Here is a 17,634-nt window from a genome sequence, read left to right on the forward strand (position 1 = left end):
TACGGACCTTGTTAATCCATCGAAGGATCCTGAAGGATCCTTCTCTCCTTCGAGGTCCATACGGACCTTGTTAATCCATCGAAGGATCCTGAAGGATCCTTCTCTCCTTCGAGGTCCATACGGACCTTGTTAATCCATCGAAGGATCCTGAAGGATCCTTCTCTCCTTCGAGGTCCATACGGACCTTGTTAATCCATCGAAGGATCCTGAAGGATCCTTCTCTCCTTCGAGGTCCATACGGACCTCTCAGGCCTCGAAGAGGTCTGGTATACTGAGGTAGCGTTCACCAGTGTCGGGCAGGATGACGACAATGATCTTACCCTTGCTCTCGGGGCGTTTTGCTACGGCAAGTGCCGCATACAGGGCCGCGCCGCTCGAGATCCCGGCAAGAATGCCTTCCATCCGGGCAAGTCTCCGTGCAGTCTCAAACGCATCTTCGTTCCTGACACGGATAATCTCATCCACCAGGTCCCGCCTGAGCACAGTCGGGATAAAACCCGCACCGATTCCCTGGATGCGGTGTGCACCGGGGGAGCCGCCGGAGAGGACCGGTGATGCATCGGGTTCGACAGCAATAGCACGGAACGAGGGTTTTCTCTTCTTGATCACGTCTGCGATTCCGGTGATCGTTCCCCCCGTGCCTACACCGGCAACGAGAATATCCACCTTTCCACCCGTATCGCGCCAGATCTCCTCGGCAGTGGTCTTCCGGTGTATCTCGGGGTTGGCGGGGTTGTTGAACTGCTGGGGGATGTAAAAGTACTTCGGGTTCTCTGCGGCCATCTTCTCGGCCCGGCTGATCGCCCCCTTCATCCCTTCAGCGCCCGGTGTGAGCACGATCTCTGCACCGAATGCCTTTGCCAGTTTCCGCCGCTCGATACTCATGGTCTCCGGCATGACGAGTGTGAACTTGTACCCACGCGCCGCACTCACGAACGCAAGGGCAATACCGGTGTTCCCGCTTGTTGCCTCGAGGATGATCGTATCCTTGTTGATCAGCCCCCGCTTTTCTGCCTCGTCGATCATCGCAACCCCGATGCGGTCTTTCACGCTGCTCATCGGGTTGAATGATTCGACTTTGACAATGACGGTAGCCTGCAATCCTTTTGTGAGTCTATTGAGACGGACAAGCGGCGTATTGCCGATTGTTGCCGTGATATTATCATAAATCTTGGTCATGGGTTTCCTCTGCCGAATCTGGAAATTATTCCGCACAACCTTGGCGGTTTTCCAGTACTTCACAATTGTTAATTTTCCCGGCCTGATATTTGATACCTTTGTTTCCAGCAAAAAAAGCCGGGGCCGGGTTCTGAGCGTGTGGGAGCCCTGTTCCTTCAGGAACACAGGAAGATTGCGGCAAAATCTGACGCCAAATCAGGCTATATCAGCCAGCCCGGCCCATACTGTGCGTTCACAACCGTGAACAGGAAAGCAGCCATGAATATATACCACGCGAATATCGCAAAAACCGCAGCAGTCCCGGAAATATCCGGGAGGGCTTCCTATCCCTATTCCACCCTCAAACTGGGCTGGAAAGTCGAGCGGTTCAGCGGTATCCGGAGCTCCGGGCAGTATTGTTGTCTTAAGGAGTTCACGAGGACAGGCACGCAGATGACTGCACGCCGCGAGATCCGCGGACGAACAGCAGCTGATGGTATGTGTCCATGAAACCCATGTCCTGAACTCACGTCCTCATGCTTGATCCGAATGTACCATGCGGCCTCACACACCCTCATGGCCAGTATTTATATCGGTCAATATCGCCTCATGCAATCCAGCACGCACCCGCTGTGATATCCGGGGGAGTCACAAGCCCCCCAAATATAATTTTTGTACCTTCACCCTGTATTCCACGAATGTGAAAAAAGGCCGGTGTGGCAGAACGGTTAATGCCTTCGCCTGCAAAGCGAATGTCTGGGGGTTCGACTCCACCCGCCGGCGTATAATCCCAGAAGGTGATTCCCATGAATTTGTACAGTACGCTCACCAGAACCACGGAACCGCTCGTGACCCTCCACCCGGACCGGGTGTACATTTTTGTCTGCGGTCCCACGGTCTACGACTACTCGCACCTCGGGCATGCCCGGACGTACGTGGTCTTCGACGTACTGGCAAAGTACCTCCGGTCAACCGGTCGGGAGGTCTTCTACCTCCAGAACATCACGGACGTGGACGACAAGATCATCAACCGCGCAAAAGAGGAGGGCGTCTCCCAGGCAGCCCTTGCCCGGAAGTTCGAGAGAGAGTACTTCCGCGATATGCAGGCGCTCGGGATCGATGCGGTCAGCTACTATGCCCGGGCAACGACCCACATCCCCGAGATTATCGACCAGGTGAAGCGCCTGATCGCTAGGAACGTGGCGTATGTCACGGAGACCGGCGTCTACTTCAATGTGGATACCTTCGAACGCAACGGCGAGCTCTCCGGCCAGGAGAGTACGAAGCGTGTCAGCCGGGTCACGGACGCCTCAAAACAGAACCCGCTCGATTTCGCGCTCTGGAAGACCGGGGAGTACGGGGAATATACGTGGGACTCCCCGTGGGGCAGGGGCCGGCCCGGGTGGCACATCGAGGACACCGCGATCTCCGAGAAGTACTTCGGGCAGCAGTACGATATCCACGGCGGGGGACTCGACCTGATCTTCCCCCATCACGAGGCCGAGATCGCCCAGATGGAGTCGCTGGAAGGAAAGCACCCCATGGTCCGGTACTGGATGCACACCGGGTTCCTGACCGTCAAAGGGGAGAAGATGTCCAAATCGCTGGAGAACTTCATCACCATCCGAGACGCGCTGAAGACGTGGAATAAGGACGTGCTCCGGTATTTCATCCTCCTCTCCCACTACCGCTCGCCCCTGCAGGCCACGGACGAGGGACTGGAGAATGCGGCAAAAGGGCTCGACCATATCCGGGCGATGGCACGGAAGGACAACGGCCCGGACGAGGAGGGACGGAAAGCCTTCACCGATGCGATGGAAGCGGACCTCAACACCCCTATGGCGCTCGCCGCGATCCAGCGCCTTGCCGCGAATGGGGATATCGGGGCGTTGCGCGAGTATGGGGCGATCCTCGGGATCAACTTCCTCCGCGAGACGAGCGCTCCCTTAAGCGTCCTTCACGAGATCCGGGCGGAGCTGCGGGAGAAGAAGGAGTTCGGGGTGGCCGATATGATCCGGGAGAAGATGGTGGCGGCGGGGATCACTATCACGGATGCACCGCTCGGGTAACGACCCGGCAGGAGGCCGTCCCCCCTCTCTTTTCCGGTTGCAAATTTTGTGACAGGGGGTATCAGCTAGACCCCCTCCCCCCTTTGCGTTTCAAATCGATCAGACCCCCCCTACCTGGGGGTGGGGGGGTATCCGGCATACCCCCCCTTGATCGGCCGGGAAATCCGCTGCTTACTCACTTTTGTGAACCCTGCTGACCCGGTCGCTCCGTCGGGAACTGCAAGAACGATCCTGCCCGGGACTCGTGCGTTACTCACAATTGGGGGGAGGGGGTGTCCGGTAGACCCCCCCATCGTTTGGATTTTAAAACGATCATACCCCCCACCATGGGGGAGGGGGGGATACCTGATACCCCCCATGCCGGGCCGGAAATATTTTGGCTGGGGGGGGTGGTCGGGTGCTTTGCGGATCGCGGCGTTACGTCGGAAGATGCTGCTTAAAAGGTGGGTGGGGGCCGGAGCTGAGGGGGAGGGGGGGTATGCGGGAGACCCCCCCCTTCGATTATTTTTTTTGGGGGGGGTCAAGAGTTTCTGAAATAATTACAGATGTTCCACAACAATCCCATCAAAATTTTTTGAGAGATAATCAGCGAGAAGTTTCCGGTGGCAGTAATCCGGCTCCGGCTCTGCACAGAGCAGGCAGGCCCTGCTCAGGATTTTTTTCGAGAATTTTTCTACTACTTCCTGTTCTTTCAGGAGTTTCAGATATTGTTTTTTGTATTCGCTCCACGTAATTTCTTCATTTTTTAGATTATTGAGAAGTTCATCAGTCGGGGTACACGATCTCATCTCGATATAATCGATACCGGCAAGATGCCTGAGAAAGTAGGGAAAATTTTCTTTCTTGGTAAACCCGGCAAACATGTTGTTGTTATTCAAACGGATATCGATAACCGTGCTCACTTTATTTTTTGTGAGAATTGAAAAAAATTCTTCGGCAGATTTGCCGGTAAAACCTATGGTAAAAAGTTTCATTTGTCCCCCTTTACTTGATTAACATTGATTCCAGAAGAAGTTTTAACAAAATGGGTGCTGCCGGAAATCCCGGCTTGACCATGATTATCTCGTTTTTTCAGGTTTTATCGTAACTCTGTGTAATCAGTGGTTTTGCTTTTTCGAGGTCGTTATCTGTTCTTATGACAAGTTCCAGATTACCGGTTCCCCCCAATGTCCGATATTGCTCACATCTCGGGAAAATCCCTTTTCAAGAGTAATGGTATGAGGATCAATTTTCAGATAGACTTTAATCTCATTCTTTTGATGAAAAATTTCAACACAGGCAAAATTGTTGATCCTCTTGAAAGCGATATAAAATTTGAGAGTTTTTACCTGGACATCATCACCAAGAGCTTCGGTATAGACTTTTAATGCTTCATACATAAAGGCGTTAAGCTTCAGGACCGGAACAAGAGGGTCTCCTTCAAAAACCCGGATTTCCTCTTCGATGAGGGTGACGATGAGCGGGATCGCATCTTCATTCGTGATATGTCCATAAAATGTGGTTCTTTCTTTGTGTTGTACAATAGCCTTTTTTAATGCAGATCACCGGTAGCGGTTGCCCGCCCATTTCTTACATTCTATCAGAAAAGTCTGGTTGTTCTTCCTGACGATGATGTCATACTGCCTTCGTTTTTTATTCAATGTTTTAACGGTATTTACGTTAACCCGGAAATCATTTTTTTCAAAGATGAAAGCCGCTAACCGTTCAAAATTCTGCCAGACGGATTCCACCGAAACTCTTTCTAAATCGGGTGGCCCCAATGGGAACAGGTCTTCCCTGCGACGAACATTTTCTCTTCAGGAATATTGGAGTACCACGCGCTGCTATGTTCAGAACCCGGAGAACCCTGACCCCGGTTGCATATGCGGATTTTTGATCCGACCAGAATAATCCCGGGCCCGGGGGGTGAAAGTGATGAACGCGGGAATGTAAACGAAGGGGAAGGGGCCCCTCCATCCCCCGTGCAGGAATTCCTGATAACCGGCTCTTTCCCCAATAATTTAATCGAAAACCGCGGAGAGTATCCTCATCCTAAAACACCGGCAGCGGCATCTTCGTTGCTTCGAGTTTCTCCTCGATCTCCCGGATCACAGCAAGTTTCGCCTTCGTTGACGGACCTGAAGGAACCGCCTTGCAGCCGGAAGCCTTCGATATGGACTCGTTGAATGTCCCGATCTCGCGGGCGATCCGGATTGTATCCTCCTTGTCATACCCGATCAGGGGCCGGTGGATGGGGACCTCGGATGCAGCATCGGTGAGGACGAGAAGATTGTCAAGGGTCTGGCTCGCCACCTGCCCGAGAGACTCACCGGTGACAATACCTTTTGCCCCATGCTGGAGTGCAAAGGCCGTCGCCACACGGTACATCCGGCGCTTGCAGAAGATGCAGGTATACTTCTCGAGGTGCCTGCTGACAAGTTCCCGTTTTGCCTCCGCGAGATAGGAGTCATGTATCACGGTCAGTTTGATGCCGGGCTGGTACCGGGCAAGAATCTCGACAACCCGCTCTGCCCGGGCAATGGTCGTCTCGTCAAGGAAGGTGTCGAGCGCTGCAAAGACCGGGAGGATCCGGCAGCCCCGCTTCATCATCATCCATGCGGCAACCGGGGAATCGATGCCGCCGGAGAGCAGCGCCACGAGGGTGCCTTCGACCCCGAGCGGGAGGCCCCCGGGACCCTTGGTCACGTTGTCGTAGAGGTAGGCCTGGTCTGCACGGATCTCGACATGGATCTCCTTGTCGGGGTTTGCGAGGTTCACCTTGAGATGGGGGAACCCGCTCTGCAGGAGAGTGCCGTACTCGATCGTCTTGTCATTGGACGTGAACGCATGTTTGCCGACCCGCTTCATCCTGATGGCAAAGGTCTTGGCCGTGTCAATCCCGTGGCGGCGACAATAATCAGGAAGGAACGAACCGATCTCATCGAGCCGGATGTGTTCGACTTCCGAGAACGAGACAATCCCGAAGATATTTTTGAGCAGATCTGGCCTGACCTCGCCATCCAGCCAGATCCTGCCCCGCTCGTTCCGGACATGGACGCCGGGCATGACCTCGCGGATGTTTGCGATCAGGGTGTTCTCCCACTGCCGTCGGACGGGGTCGGATTTGAGGAATATTTCAGAATATCGGATAAGCCATTGTTTTTTCATATCGCCGTTTCACCGTATCTTCACTTTTTCTTTCGTGCGGTTTTCCGGACACGTGCTGCCTCTTCGGCGTCCTCGATTGCGAGCAGATAGGTTCCGTGGCAGGGCTTGGTGTACGGAAAAATTATTCTGGCACCATCAATGCCGAGTGCGATCGGGGGCAGACCGATGATGTATTCATCAAAGAGTTTGTAACCGGGATCGACATACCAGAACTCCTGAAAATTTTTTTCCACGTACTCGCGGCATTCCTTGAAGGATGCGCCGAGTGGCAGGATCTTCTCGTACTTCAGGTTCTCTATGCAGCCCATCCGAACACCTCGTTGACCTTCTTCCGGAGCTGCATCGGGTTGTGCACGGCTTTTTCCACGATCTTCTCGCAGGGGAACTCGATCAGCGCAGCCAGCGGTTCTGGGTCCTTCCCGAAGATGATCACGACCAGCCGGGCAGTCGGCAGGAGGTGGCGCATGGTGGCGGCGTAGGTGATCCCTGCGTCGCTGTGGGAAAAGACGATGCATAGCTCGCAGTCCCTCTTTTTTTCGACAATTTCCCCGATGCATTTCTCAAGGACCTGCGTCTCCTGCAGGTACCGTTTCTCCGGGTCCGAGACCTTCAGCAGGTTCAGGACAGCAGGGTTACCGGTGGCATGGACTATAGTGCCACGTTTCCGGAAATTGTATGCGATATGAAGTGCGAGCGCCTGCTGCACCGGGACTTCCGGGCAGCCGAGAACGAGCAGGGCTGTCGCCGTCATGGGTTTTTCAGTCTGGTCTGTCATGGGTTTCCTCTCCCGACAAGGACACTGATCGCATCGACCGTGATGAGGCCGATCACGTGCTGGTTCGCGTCAACGACCGGGAGTGCCGAGATCGCGTGCTCTTCCATCTTCTTCGCCGCAGCCTCGATCGGCTCGTCGGGTGTTGTCGTAACAACGTCCCGGGACATGATCTCGTCCAGCCAGAGGAAACTGGATGCAACCGCTTTCGCGATATCCCAGGAAGTGACGATGCCCACGAGCTGCCCCCCGCCGGAGAGTACCGGCAGGTGGTTGACACCGGAGTTGATCATGCGCCGGGCGGTTACCGCAATCGTCGTCCCCTCTTCGATAGTCTCAACATCCCGGACCATGACATCGCCGACAACCGTGTGGGAGAGGAACTTCCCGACAATATAGTTGAGCTGGCCCGATTCGAGCAGGAACGCATCGTGGCCGTAGTTGGAGCGGATCTCGCAGTAATGTACTTCGATCTCGTTTGCGGTCAGTGCCGACAGGATCTCCTGCGACTGGTAGGGTGGGTAGAGCCAGTCGGACGAGACCGAGATGACGAGGAATGCTGCTTTCACACCGGCAAGGCCGAGGGTGAGCGAGCCATCTCTGGTCAGGTCGAAGTAATCGATCGCCTTCGTGATGTACAGGTAGGTGTTTGCATCGAACCGGCGGGTGAAGGTGTCCCCCTGGTGGTGGAGGTAGCTCTCCACCTTGAAGTCGGTGGAGAAGTCAAACCCGATCCGGTCCTTCCCCTGCAGTGCCCTGCCGAACTTCTCGTACATCGACTCGTTCGAGAGATAAGTGATATGCCCCACCATCCGGGCGAGTGCAAGGCCCTGGATTGGCGGTGTTTTCCCGTAGTAGTCGCCGTTGCTCCAGTCGGGGTCGGAGATGATCGCCTTCCTGCCGACTTCGTTGAACGCGATCTGCTGGGGGGTCGAGTAGCCGGTTGCCGCGATCACGATGGCCTTTTTCATGTGATCCGGGTACGTGACCGTCCACTGCAGGACCTGCATGCCGCCCATCGACCCGCCGGCAACTGCGTACAACTGGCTGATGCCGAGATGATCGACGAGCAGTTTCTGGGCGTTCACCATGTCCCGGATCGTGATGACCGGGAATTTCGCTCCATAGGGTTTTCCGGTCTCCGGGTTTATCGACGACGGCCCGGTCGAACCCTTGCAGCCCCCGATCACGTTCGAACAGATTACGAAATACCGATCAGTATCGAGCGCCTTTCCGGGGCCGATGACAGCATCCCACCAGCCGGGCTTGTCATCGCCTTCGTGAAATCCTGCCACATGGGCATCACCGGAGAGAGCGTGACAGACAAGGATTGCGTTGCTCTTCTCGCGGTTGAGTTTCCCGTACGTCTCATACGCAAGCGTAAGTGAAGAAAGAGTCTCCCCGCTTTCCAGTACGAGCGGGGAAGGAAGGTGATAGACTTGGGTTGTTACAATTCCTGCGGATCCTTTGATCATCAACACACCCCGTGCCAGATCTGGGCGAGCTCTGCAATAATATCCCGGATGTCCTCAAATAAGAGGTTACGGGAGGGATTCTTCCTCACGGTGTTGCATCCAGTGCCTGTTTCAGGTCGGCGATGAGGTCCTCGATATCCTCGGTCCCGATCGAGAGCCGGACAAAGTCGGGGGTAACTCCGGTCTTTGCCTGTTCTTCAACAGTCAGCTGCTGGTGGGTGGTGCTTGCCGGGTGGATTGCAAGGCTCTTTGAGTCCCCGATATTGGCGACGTTGCTGAAGAGTTTCAGGCTATCGATGAACTTCCTCGATGCCTTCTCTCCACCTTTTATCCCGACGCCGACAAGCGGCCCGTATCCTCCGACAAGGTACTTCCTCGTGAGCTCATGGTTCGGGTTGTCGGGGAGTCCCGGGTAGTTCACCCATGCCACCTTCGGGTAGTTTTTGAGGAACTGTGCAACCGCCAGCGCATTCTCCGAATGGCGGGGGACCCTCAGGTGGAGTGTCTCGAGGCCGATCAGGAAGAGCCAGGCATTGAACGGGCTGAGCACAGCCCCGGTATCCCTCATGAGCGAGACACGGATCTTGAAGACAAAGGCAACATTCCCGAGGCCCGGGAAGTTCCCGAACGTGTCCCAGTATTTCAGGCCATGGTAACTCGGGTCCGGCTCGGTGAACTCCGGGAATTTGCCATTGTTCCAGGCAAACTTACCGGAATCGACGATGACGCCACCGAGTGAGTTCCCGTGGCCGCCGATATACTTGGTGGCCGAGTGGACAACGATATCCGCACCGTAATCGATCGGGCGGACGAGCCCGATTCCGGTCGTGTTGTCCACAATGAGGGGGATACCGGCATCGTGGGCGATCTTCGCGATCTTCTCGAAGTCCGGGACATCGAGTTTCGGGTTACCGATTGTCTCAGCATAGATCGCTTTTGTCTTCCCGGTAATCGCCTTTTTGAATGCTTCCGGTTTAGTGGAGTCCACGAATACGACATGCCGCCCGAACTTCGGGAGGGTGTAGTGGAAGAACTCGTACGTGCCCCCATACAGGTTGTCGGCCGACACGATCTCGTCACCGGTACGAGTGAGGTTCAGGATCGCGTACGTGATGGCAGCGGCTCCTGAAGAGGTGGCGATGGCAGCGGATCCGCCCTCGATTGCGGCTATCCGCTTTTCGAAGACGTCCGTGGTCGGGTTCATGAGACGGGTGTAAATATTTCCCAGTTCTCTGAGGCCGAACAGGTTTGCTGCATGTTCCGTGTTCTTGAACACGTACGACGATGTCTGGTAGAGCGGTACTACCCGCGATCCGGTCGTCGGATCGGGCACCTGCCCTGCATGGAGGGAGGTTGTTCCAAGATTGAATTTCTTTTTTGTCATTGTTTGTTCCTCGTTTGGTTTCGTATCGGAATTTTCTCTCTTATCTTCTGGTATTATTTCTCTACGGCAAGGCCGTGTTTTTCTGCAACCTCGGTGAAGGCATCCGCGAGATAGCGGATCTTCTTGCCCGACAGGCCGTAGGTGTTCAGTTTCCAGGTCCGGGTTGCACCGGCAAACTCGCCGACGATCCCCCGGGACGAGAGCTCGTCACTGAAGTAGAACCCGCGGCGCTTGTGGGTCTGGGCGACTGTATCGAAACTTCCTGTTGTGTCAACTTTCGTGAGCGTGTGCTTCCTTGGATACTCGGACAGTACTTTGCTGCCGGTGATCTTCAGGAGCCGGTCGATGAAGTAGTTGGATCGCTTCACTTCCTCGTCCCACTTCAGGGTCCGGGCTTTAACCGTGGGGAACGATGCCATCATGGACAGCAGTGTCCCGCCCATCAGCGTGCAGCCGAGCATCTCGACCTCCTTGATTCCGAATTTACGCTTGGTAAGATCTCCGACCATCGATGTGGTGCGGAGGGCTTTGGGTAACCATTCATCAGTCATCGCAAGTACCCCGGACGGCGCGACCGATGCCATACTCTTGTGTCCGGAGCCGACAACAAAGTCAGCCCCGATCGCCTTGCCGTCGACCGGCATGACGCCGACGGTATAGGCCCCGTTGTAGAGGAACGGTATGTCGTACTGGTGGGCGACTTTCCCGATCTCCTTAATCTCGTGCTCGTTTGCGAACTGGTAGTCGAAGTGGTCGATCATGACGAGCACGGGGAGTTTTCCGGTCTCCCGCTTGACCTCCTCGATCTTCAGTGCCGTTGCTTCACCGGTAACGATATTTTTCGCGTTCAGCGGCACCTCCTTCACGACCCCCCCGGCATTTTCCACGGCAAGGAATTCGGTATAGTGGGCGAGGGCGGAGACGATCACGCTGTCACCCTTGTTGACGAGTGTTCCCGTCACTGCCTGGAACCCGCGGCGTGCCCCGGGCACGACCCGGGCATGGTCCATGTTGACGAACTTAGCCAAATCCGCATGGAACTCCGCGATGCCGGGCTTGGAGATCTTGTCGAGCCGGAACGGTTTCCGGCAGGCGTCACACGTTGAGTACCCGTCACCATAGGAGATGAGGGCCTTCCTCGCCTCCGTGGTCAGCCGTCCCGCTGCCTGGATGGGCTGGATGTTGATGGACTGCTCTTCCCGTGTCCGGATGTCGATGGAACCGGCAATCTTCGTCACCTTTGGCGTGCCGGTGCCGGCCTCGAGGTCCGCGAGGATGGCCTTCACCTCGGCAATCTTCTGCCGGAATGCGGCCTCCTCTGCCGGGTCGAAACCGGTCGGGAGGGACTCGCGGAAGAGCCCCCGGATCTCTTCGAGTGCGAAGAGTGCTTCGAATGTCTTCTGGATCCTGATACTCATGATTTTCCTCTCGTCCTATGCAGAGAAATGCAGTATACTTCCCATATACTTTTTCCACGTTCTGCTCCGCAGTTCCTGCCGGAGTGCAGATGCAATGTTTCCGCAGACGAAGAAGTTCTGATGCACTTCTTCTCATCCTCAAGGTCGGAGATGTTCGTAAGAACATCGACGATGAGAAGCGAGGCGTGAGCCGAACTTCGTCATGTTGATACACCTTTCGGAAAGCCAGCGCCCGGAATTGAACCGGGGTGTAGTTGATCTGCAGTCAACCGCGTGACCACTCCGCCACACTGGCATATGATTCACGATTGTGAATCTTACTATACTAAATAACAATTGTGAATATTTATAGGTTCGGGCTTCGGCAGGATTTTCCTGATCCTGTTTCTCCGTCAGTAATTGGGGATTTTCCCCGGAATTCGTATGAACGCTGGGGATATTGAGCGCACGAAGAATATTCTCATTGGTAATAAAGTTCGCAAAAAAACAGGGTTCCGGCAAAAGAAACCGAAATACTTAACAATTGTGAACTCTCATGTTGTTATGGTGATCCACTATGAGGGATCGTTTTTGTTGTAAACACCAACGAGAATAGCAACATCAGAAAGATCGGGCACCTGCCGCCATCGGCTAAGCTCGTGTATAAAGTGCTTGAAAACGGCAGCCAGCTGACTCAGAAGGATCTCATCCGCGAGACCTCCCTGCCATCCCGGACCGTGCGGTACGCATTGAACAGGTTAAAGGAAGAACAGATCCTTATCGAGCGCCATTATTTCATCGACGCCCGGCAGAGCCTGTACGGCCTGAACCCGCCACAGATGGAGGTGGTTGCCGTATGATGCGGCCTCATATGCGCACCACAGGCACGATAAAATTCTGAATCTCTGGATACGGTATTAACACAAGTATCCTCGCCTCACCTTTTTAAAAAACAATTCCTTCTGCAACACATTCTTCCCCGATTGTTCTAGCCATTCCCTGAAAAAAACCCTGTCTGTTTGTCCGTTGTCTTACGTTTCAGCAGGCAGGTACCTGGTGGCAGATCAAAACGGGGATACCGGCCGTTTCAGGCCGTCTTGTCCGCGGATCGCCGCCCGTGCGGGCAGATATAGAGACACATGCCGCAGGTTGCCGGGCCCCCGTCCTTTTCCATATTCTTAAAATACCGGTCGCAGGCAGCCGCATCGAAGCGGGCCTCCCGTGGTTCATCGGGGGAAAATGTCCTGCCGGTGAAGGCATGTACCGGGCAGATATCCACACATGCGGTGCAGTTCCCGCACCGCGGCTCCATGGGTGTGCCGGTCGGTGTGAGCGGGGCATCGGTCAGGACCGCGATCCACCGCACCCGTGGCCCGTGGTCGGGTGTGACGAGCAGGCAGCTTTTGCCGATCCAGCCGAGGCCCGCCATGTGGGCTGCAAGTTTCTGGGAGAATATCCCGGCGATGTGCTCGTCGCTTGCCCGTTTCGAGGCCGGGACCGGGAACGCTCCGAAACCTGCGCCCTGGATCGTGTTTGCCACACGGAGTGCGATCTGGTCGAGCGCCTGGTTCACCACATCATACGTGTGATGGCGGTACAGTCCGGGAACAACGGGATCCTCCCGTTCCGAAAGAAGATCGACGAGCTCATCCAGGAGCCGGATGCCCATAACGACCGCCCGGGGGTATCCTGCAACCCGTTTCCCACCCTGCCGTTCAATAAAATCCCGTGCAGCTGAGAGATCGGCCACCCCGCAGTAATCCGCGCCAAGGGACTGTGCCAGTATTCTGATCCGGTTATCGAGGTACATAGGAGCTCGTACGGAAGTGTGGGTTGCCGGAGATGGTGAGTTTAGCGGTTGAAAATACTATCCCAGCATTATGGTGTACTGCACCGGCTCTGGAAGTATGCTGGAAAAAAATTGGAAAATTATACTACCGGTGCAGCGTTGTCGTAGAGCCGGGTCCAGTACCGTGCCTGGAACACGATGAGGAGCGGTGCAAGGATGAGGAAGAGCAGGATTGCGACAGCGAGGAGGCCAAGGATGGCAATAGGGCTGAAGTTCGTCAGGGCTGCAAGGAAGATGCCCAGTATGATAAAAACGAAGACGAGGATCATGACCGGCACGGCGATGAGGATGGCGACCAGGATGATACCGATCACATAGTTAATCCACCCGATCCTCCTGATCTGATCGACAATCGCTCCGAAGTGGAATGCCTCGGAAAATCTGTCGCTCCGTGCAAACCGGATTGAGGCGATGGGCAGGACCAGTGCCACCCCAAACTCAACGATGTACATGAGCATCACCAGACCCAGGTTCGGCGTCCAGCCGGCTACCGCGGCTCCGACAGTCTGTCCGGATAAGATCGCTGCAACCATGGCTCCATAGGTGATCAGCCAGACCACCAAGACGGGAATCGAGTAGATGAATGCAACGACCATCAGTTTCAGGCCGTCGATGAACAGCCGTCCCCACCGGTCAACCTCAGGAGCGGATCCAGCACCCCGGTATACCCGCATGACATAGCCGTTCATCGGGATGGAAAGAAGGACGATTGCAAGGATCAATCGTATCCACCGGCTGCCATTCTCAAAGACGCCCTGCCGTGTATAGGCATATGCGTCGCGTAGCATCTCTGTATAATCCATGGATTCACCGTAATATTCTATTCCGGGTCAGGTTCCTGCCCGGTCTCTTATTTCGTCCGGAGTATGGAACATCGCGGACAATAATCCTATCTGAACCGGTGGATCGCCCGCAGGCAAAACGCTCTTCCTGCTGCCATACCACACGCAGGGTATATTTATTGCATCCGGTTTGCCAAGCACAACTACGGAGAAGCAGATCCGTGATGGTGAAGATCGATCGCCCAACCTGCGTCAGTTGCGGGTCATGCTGGAATACCTGTCCCGGCTTTTTGAACAGGATCTTGGCGACTCGTTCAGCAGGGTGATTGAAGAGTTCCGGGCCGGCGACAATGTTGCCGAATGTACGCTCCCAGAGGACCTGGAGTCCTGTGCCTGGGGTGTCGCGGATCTCTGCCCGGTCCAGATCATCAGCATCAGCGACTGAACGGATATCAGGGTGCGGAATGAAGGATGCCGATTTGGCTTCGGCGAAGATTTTATCCATGGCATTGGTGAATATCCAGTATATCTGCTGATGATCTGTGGCAGGGGGATGTATCCTGTTAGAATTCTTCACGCTCGCAACATGGTCGCCTTACCTGGCCGGTGCCGGCATAGGAGTCCTGAGCTGTCTCGCATTCCTACTCTCCGACCGGCCTATAGGATGTTCGACGGCATATGTCAAGGTCCGGGGACTGATCGGGAAAGCAGTCAATGCGGAAAAGATCGCATCCATGGATTACTACAAAGAGATCGTCCCCAAGGTTGACTGGGCCCTGATGATCATCCCGGGAGTGATGATCGGGGCATGCATATCGGTGCTCCTATCCGGCCAGTTCCATCTCATCTGGGTCCCCACTCTCTGGGAAAAAACATTCGGGCCCGACCCGCTCCTGCGGGTTGTTGTTGCCCTTGCCGGGGGTATCCTGCTCGGGTTTGGTGCCCGGTGGGCCGGCGGCTGCACGAGCGGCCACGGCATCAACGGGTCGATCCAGCTCTCTCTTGCCAGCATGGTGAGTGCCGGCTGTTTCTTCGCCGGGGGCATTGCCGTTGCGATGCTGCTCTTCCGGGTCATCGGGGGGTTATGAGGTGCGCATGACGCTCGATGCCATACGTACAAATTCCCGGCTCCAGATCGTACTGGGACTCCTGTTCGGTATCTGCTTTGGCTTTCTCCTGCAGAAGGCCGGCGTGACGGATTTCAATGTGATTGAGGGGCAGCTCCTCCTCACCAACTTCACGGTGCTGAAAGTGATGCTCTCGGCAGTGATCGTCGGGATGGCCGGGTTCCACCTGCTGAAACAGGCCGGATACGTGAGATCCCATGCCGCAGAAGGCTCCTGGGGAGCGAATGTTATCGGGGGTCTCATATTCGGTGCAGGGTTTGCCCTGCTCGGCTACTGCCCGGGAACCGTTGCAGGCGCAGTCGGGACCGGGGCGCTCGATGCGCTCGTGGGGGGCATGGTGGGGATGCTGGTCGGAGCCGGTATCTTCGCGGTGCTCTACCCGAAGCTTCGGACCACTATCCTCCCGCGTGGGCCGTTCCCGGCAGTAACCGTGCCGGAATTTCTTCACCTCAACCTGTGGATTGCGATCGTACTCCTGGAGGCCTGCATGATCGGGTTCCTGCTGATCTTGGAGCACTTTGGCCTGTAACCGGTTAACCCATCTTCCGGTCAGGAATCCCCCGGCGCTTTCAGATCCCTGCCCGGCCCGGATCATCACAATCGAGAACAAATAATTGTCCTTTCATTAGGTTTAAGTGATCGGCACGATATGGTGTAGTTAGAGCCATCCCGAGGGATGGACGGAGGTCATCACCATGACGTCTGGTGTGAAGATACCCATCAACTATACAGAGGCTGCCGAGACGCTGAAAAAACTCCTCAAGCTCTCCGGTTCCCCGGTTGCATTCCGGTTTGCCACGAAGAAGGAGGAGATCCCCGAAGGCATGCAGAAACTCGACAAGACGATCCGCCACTGTGCGATGATCGGCCTTGCACGAAAAGAGGGAAAGATCTTTTACGCCCTTGCTGAAAACCATGAATGCAACGGGGGCGCATGGTCGCTCGGGCTTAAGGAGATCACCGAGACGTTAAAGAACGGTGATTTCTATTTCAAACTTGGCAAGTTCGAGAGCTCTGCCGCCTGCAAGCGGACCATCGACCGGGTCGCCCACCTCAATTCCCACGATACCTACGCAACCCTCTATGCGCCGCTCGAGAAGACGCCGTTCGACCCGCAGGTCGTGCTCATCATTGCCACCCCGTGGGCAATGCTTAAGCTCGCCCAGAGCACCCTCTTCCGTGTCGGCGGGAGGATCAATGCCGAGTTCGCCGGTATCCAGTCCGTCTGCGCTGATGCCTGCGCCCAGACCTATCTGACCGGCAAGGTTAATTTCTCGATGGGATGCGACGGTTCGCGGAAGTTCTCCGGTATCGAGGATGGCGAACTGGTCCTGGGGATCCCGGCCGAGATCCTGCCGGAGATCGTCGAAGCGCTCCGCGTGGTTACAACAGCGCCGGGATCCAAGCCCGGTGGGAAATAAATCCCTTTCCTTTAACATTCCTGGATACTGGGCCGGGGGACGATCAGTTCTTTTTTGAAAAAGGGTTCAGCTCAGGTCAACGTCATCCCACGGCCGAAGCAACTTTCCGGCGTTTTCATTCAGGAACTTCGTACCGGCATAATCATCGGCGCTTTTCATACGATCGGTGATGGCAGGATCGTCTAGGGCTGGGTCAGGTTTAACATCAAGTCGCACGTCCGGGGTCTTCTCCTCTTCCTTTGCTGTCAGGGGCGGCATCTTAATCGGCCGGGACAGTTCCTGGCACTCCTCAAATGATGCAGGCTCCGGAACAGCAACTTCCCCCCGTCGTTCCTCGGCAAAAAGCCGGTCGAATTTTATTACGCGTGGGAACGGGTCATCCACTTCCATCAAAGAGATGATAGGTAAGAGAGCTTTGAAATTACTTGCGGCCGTTGGGAGAAAAAAGGAAGCGTTCTGAACCTGAGAGAAGTTCGGATGATTTTTGTGCCCGAGAGATACTCAGAGAAGTTTCGAGCCGGCAGTCGGTCCGGGCTTGCACTCGAAGACCTGTGTGATCTTCATGATGACGAGCGAGCGTGCGGGGAGTTCCGGCTTCTTCCTGTTGACATTGGCCTTCATCTCCTCGTATTCCGGGCCGCTCGTCTTGATGGAGGTCACACCCTTGATCTGGAAGCAGCCCTTGATCTCGGGCCCCCAGATGTAGATCGCGCACTTCGGGTTGGTCCTGAGGTTGGTCATGCTCTTGTTCAGGAAATTGTCCACGATCCAGATCGTATCATCACTGTGGAGTTCGACCATCCCGAGGGGGACCACGTTCGGGATCCCGTCCTTGGATGCCGTGGCAACCGGGAAGATCTTCATCTTGGAGAATGCCTCTTTCATGTCTGCGTTCAGCTTCACCATGGTATCATCACCACTGTTGGCATCCGGATTTTATTTATATATAATTTACTGTTGGATGCCCCGAACCCCGGGATAACCCGGCCCCTTCGGGGAGAGGCGTCCGGCAGTCCTTCCATCGCTTCTCTTATCTCCTGTAGCGTTCCATCT

The 17,634-nt window shown here is 55.4% G+C and carries 21 protein-coding genes and 2 tRNA genes; 8 read left to right on the top strand and 15 right to left on the bottom strand.

Annotated elements, in window-relative coordinates; genetic code table 11:
- Nucleotides 1–246: 246 nt before the first annotated feature.
- The gene (gene cysK / locus ABSG49_RS09600; RefSeq protein ID WP_424025912.1) at nt 247–1,179 is read right to left on the bottom strand and encodes a cysteine synthase A; all 933 of its coding nucleotides are present in this window, start codon (nt 1,177–1,179) and stop codon (nt 247–249) included.
- A 138-nt stretch (nt 1,180–1,317) separates the two neighbouring features.
- Here cysK and ABSG49_RS09605 point away from each other — a divergent pair, with 138 nt between their 5' ends.
- From ABSG49_RS09605 to cysS, 3 genes are all read left to right on the top strand, one after another.
- A complete protein-coding gene (locus tag ABSG49_RS09605) occupies nt 1,318–1,668 on the top strand; it encodes a hypothetical protein (RefSeq protein WP_424025913.1) in 351 nt (116 codons plus the stop codon).
- Between the two features lie 200 nt (nt 1,669–1,868).
- A tRNA-Cys gene (locus ABSG49_RS09610) sits at nt 1,869–1,941 on the top strand.
- A gap of 23 nt (nt 1,942–1,964) precedes the next feature.
- Nucleotides 1,965–3,227: a cysteine--tRNA ligase gene (cysS, locus tag ABSG49_RS09615; RefSeq protein WP_424025914.1), complete on the top strand. Its 1,263-nt coding sequence runs from the start codon at nt 1,965–1,967 to the stop codon at nt 3,225–3,227.
- A gap of 539 nt (nt 3,228–3,766) precedes the next feature.
- Here cysS and ABSG49_RS09620 read toward each other — a convergent pair.
- The 10 genes from ABSG49_RS09620 to ABSG49_RS09665 all read right to left on the bottom strand — a co-directional run bounded on the left by ABSG49_RS09620 (nt 3,767) and on the right by ABSG49_RS09665 (nt 11,718).
- Nucleotides 3,767–4,201 carry a DUF488 domain-containing protein gene (locus ABSG49_RS09620; protein WP_424025915.1) on the bottom strand — a complete coding sequence of 145 codons (435 nt, stop codon included), beginning with the start codon at nt 4,199–4,201 and terminating at the stop codon, nt 3,767–3,769.
- Nucleotides 4,202–4,360: 159 nt separating this feature from the next.
- On the bottom strand, nt 4,361–4,606 hold the full coding sequence (locus tag ABSG49_RS09625; protein ID WP_424025916.1) for a DUF5655 domain-containing protein: 246 nt from the start codon (nt 4,604–4,606) through the stop codon (nt 4,361–4,363).
- A 162-nt stretch (nt 4,607–4,768) separates the two neighbouring features.
- Nucleotides 4,769–4,957 (bottom strand): restriction endonuclease, encoded by a 189-nt coding sequence (locus ABSG49_RS09630; RefSeq protein WP_424025917.1) that lies wholly within the window; start codon nt 4,955–4,957, stop codon nt 4,769–4,771.
- 301 nt (nt 4,958–5,258) lie between these two features.
- Entirely contained in the window at nt 5,259–6,374 is a 1,116-nt protein-coding gene (thiI, locus tag ABSG49_RS09635; protein WP_424025918.1) for a tRNA uracil 4-sulfurtransferase ThiI, read from the bottom strand.
- A 20-nt stretch (nt 6,375–6,394) separates the two neighbouring features.
- Nucleotides 6,395–6,682 (bottom strand): DUF1894 domain-containing protein, encoded by a 288-nt coding sequence (locus ABSG49_RS09640; protein ID WP_424025919.1) that lies wholly within the window; start codon nt 6,680–6,682, stop codon nt 6,395–6,397.
- Nucleotides 6,670–7,149 carry a DUF1890 domain-containing protein gene (locus tag ABSG49_RS09645; RefSeq protein WP_424025920.1) on the bottom strand — a complete coding sequence of 160 codons (480 nt, stop codon included), beginning with the start codon at nt 7,147–7,149 and terminating at the stop codon, nt 6,670–6,672. Before ABSG49_RS09645 ends, ABSG49_RS09640 begins: the two co-directional genes overlap by 13 nt.
- Nucleotides 7,146–8,621 carry a homoserine O-acetyltransferase MetX gene (gene metX / locus ABSG49_RS09650; protein ID WP_424025921.1) on the bottom strand — a complete coding sequence of 492 codons (1,476 nt, stop codon included), beginning with the start codon at nt 8,619–8,621 and terminating at the stop codon, nt 7,146–7,148. The genes ABSG49_RS09645 and metX overlap by 4 nt, the downstream gene beginning before the upstream one ends.
- 85 nt (nt 8,622–8,706) lie before the next feature.
- Nucleotides 8,707–10,005 (bottom strand): O-acetylhomoserine aminocarboxypropyltransferase/cysteine synthase family protein, encoded by a 1,299-nt coding sequence (locus ABSG49_RS09655; protein WP_424025922.1) that lies wholly within the window; start codon nt 10,003–10,005, stop codon nt 8,707–8,709.
- Nucleotides 10,006–10,058: 53 nt separating this feature from the next.
- Nucleotides 10,059–11,423 carry an O-phospho-L-seryl-tRNA:Cys-tRNA synthase gene (pscS, locus tag ABSG49_RS09660; RefSeq protein WP_424025923.1) on the bottom strand — a complete coding sequence of 455 codons (1,365 nt, stop codon included), beginning with the start codon at nt 11,421–11,423 and terminating at the stop codon, nt 10,059–10,061.
- Between the two features lie 223 nt (nt 11,424–11,646).
- Nucleotides 11,647–11,718, bottom strand: a tRNA-Cys gene (locus ABSG49_RS09665).
- 352 nt (nt 11,719–12,070) lie between these two features.
- Between ABSG49_RS09665 and ABSG49_RS09670 the strand changes: the two genes are divergently transcribed.
- Nucleotides 12,071–12,262, top strand: coding sequence for a winged helix-turn-helix transcriptional regulator (locus tag ABSG49_RS09670; protein WP_424025924.1), 192 nt, complete (start codon nt 12,071–12,073; stop codon nt 12,260–12,262).
- Nucleotides 12,263–12,489: 227 nt separating this feature from the next.
- Here the strand turns inward: ABSG49_RS09670 and ABSG49_RS09675 are convergent, their stop codons facing one another.
- Nucleotides 12,490–13,212, bottom strand: a complete 723-nt coding sequence (locus tag ABSG49_RS09675) for a 4Fe-4S double cluster binding domain-containing protein (RefSeq protein WP_424025925.1) — start codon at nt 13,210–13,212, stop codon at nt 12,490–12,492.
- Between the two features lie 119 nt (nt 13,213–13,331).
- Nucleotides 13,332–14,054: a DUF4013 domain-containing protein gene (locus tag ABSG49_RS09680; protein WP_424025926.1), complete on the bottom strand. Its 723-nt coding sequence runs from the start codon at nt 14,052–14,054 to the stop codon at nt 13,332–13,334.
- 169 nt (nt 14,055–14,223) lie between these two features.
- Between ABSG49_RS09680 and ABSG49_RS09685 the strand changes: the two genes are divergently transcribed.
- The 4 genes from ABSG49_RS09685 (at nt 14,224) to ABSG49_RS09700 (ending at nt 16,581) form a co-directional block, all read left to right on the top strand.
- Nucleotides 14,224–14,478, top strand: a complete 255-nt coding sequence (locus ABSG49_RS09685) for a hypothetical protein (RefSeq protein ID WP_424025927.1) — start codon at nt 14,224–14,226, stop codon at nt 14,476–14,478.
- Between the two features lie 97 nt (nt 14,479–14,575).
- Nucleotides 14,576–15,121, top strand: a complete 546-nt coding sequence (locus ABSG49_RS09690; RefSeq protein ID WP_424025928.1) for a YeeE/YedE thiosulfate transporter family protein — start codon at nt 14,576–14,578, stop codon at nt 15,119–15,121.
- Between the two features lie 7 nt (nt 15,122–15,128).
- On the top strand, nt 15,129–15,689 hold the full coding sequence (locus ABSG49_RS09695; RefSeq protein ID WP_424025929.1) for a DUF6691 family protein: 561 nt from the start codon (nt 15,129–15,131) through the stop codon (nt 15,687–15,689).
- A 166-nt stretch (nt 15,690–15,855) separates the two neighbouring features.
- A complete protein-coding gene (locus ABSG49_RS09700) occupies nt 15,856–16,581 on the top strand; it encodes a DUF169 domain-containing protein (RefSeq protein WP_424025930.1) in 726 nt (241 codons plus the stop codon).
- A 66-nt stretch (nt 16,582–16,647) separates the two neighbouring features.
- Here ABSG49_RS09700 and ABSG49_RS09705 read toward each other — a convergent pair whose 3' ends face one another.
- The gene (locus tag ABSG49_RS09705; protein WP_424025931.1) at nt 16,648–16,971 is read right to left on the bottom strand and encodes a hypothetical protein; all 324 of its coding nucleotides are present in this window, start codon (nt 16,969–16,971) and stop codon (nt 16,648–16,650) included.
- Nucleotides 16,972–17,082: 111 nt separating this feature from the next.
- The gene (locus ABSG49_RS09710; protein ID WP_424025932.1) at nt 17,083–17,487 is read right to left on the bottom strand and encodes a pyridoxamine 5'-phosphate oxidase family protein; all 405 of its coding nucleotides are present in this window, start codon (nt 17,485–17,487) and stop codon (nt 17,083–17,085) included.
- Between the last annotated feature and the right edge of the window lie 147 nt (nt 17,488–17,634).

Source organism: Methanoregula sp., from assembly GCF_049510175.1.
In the GTDB taxonomy this organism is placed as follows: Archaea; Halobacteriota; Methanomicrobia; order Methanomicrobiales; family Methanospirillaceae; genus Methanoregula.